This window comes from Oceanospirillum sediminis, assembly GCF_014164585.1.
GTDB lineage: Bacteria > Pseudomonadota > Gammaproteobacteria > Pseudomonadales > Halomonadaceae > Oceanospirillum > Oceanospirillum sediminis.
On record NZ_JACJFM010000359.1, the window covers coordinates 1 to 308 of the forward strand.

1 protein-coding gene is annotated in these 308 nt (G+C 52.9%); it reads right to left on the minus strand.

Features of this window, described 5'->3' with window-relative positions; translation table 11 throughout:
• Positions 1-308, minus strand: a 308-nt coding sequence (locus H4O21_RS25225) for a [protein-PII] uridylyltransferase family protein (protein WP_502243762.1), incomplete at both ends; no start/stop codon positions are given.

A 308-nucleotide genomic window follows, 5' to 3' on the forward strand; every position in this document is an offset into this window, starting at 1 on the left:
CCCCTTGCCAGATAGCTCTCAGCTCTGCGTTCAGCCCCTGGTCGTTTTCTTCTTCGTCATCCGGTGCTGCAATCACATTGGCAAAATGTTCGGCAGCCCGGTTACGGTGATGATCCAGCTTCTCTTCAAATGCCTGCCAGTTATCAAAATTCATGATGCAGGCCATCCGCAGGCGAGGGAAGTCGTCATCCGGCAGGGTCTGAGTCTGCTGATCTGCGACGCCTTGCAGCGCATGTTCTGCGTTACGTAAAAACAGATAGGCATCCAGCAATTCGTCAGTAATCTGTTGAGGCAGAAGACCCATACCG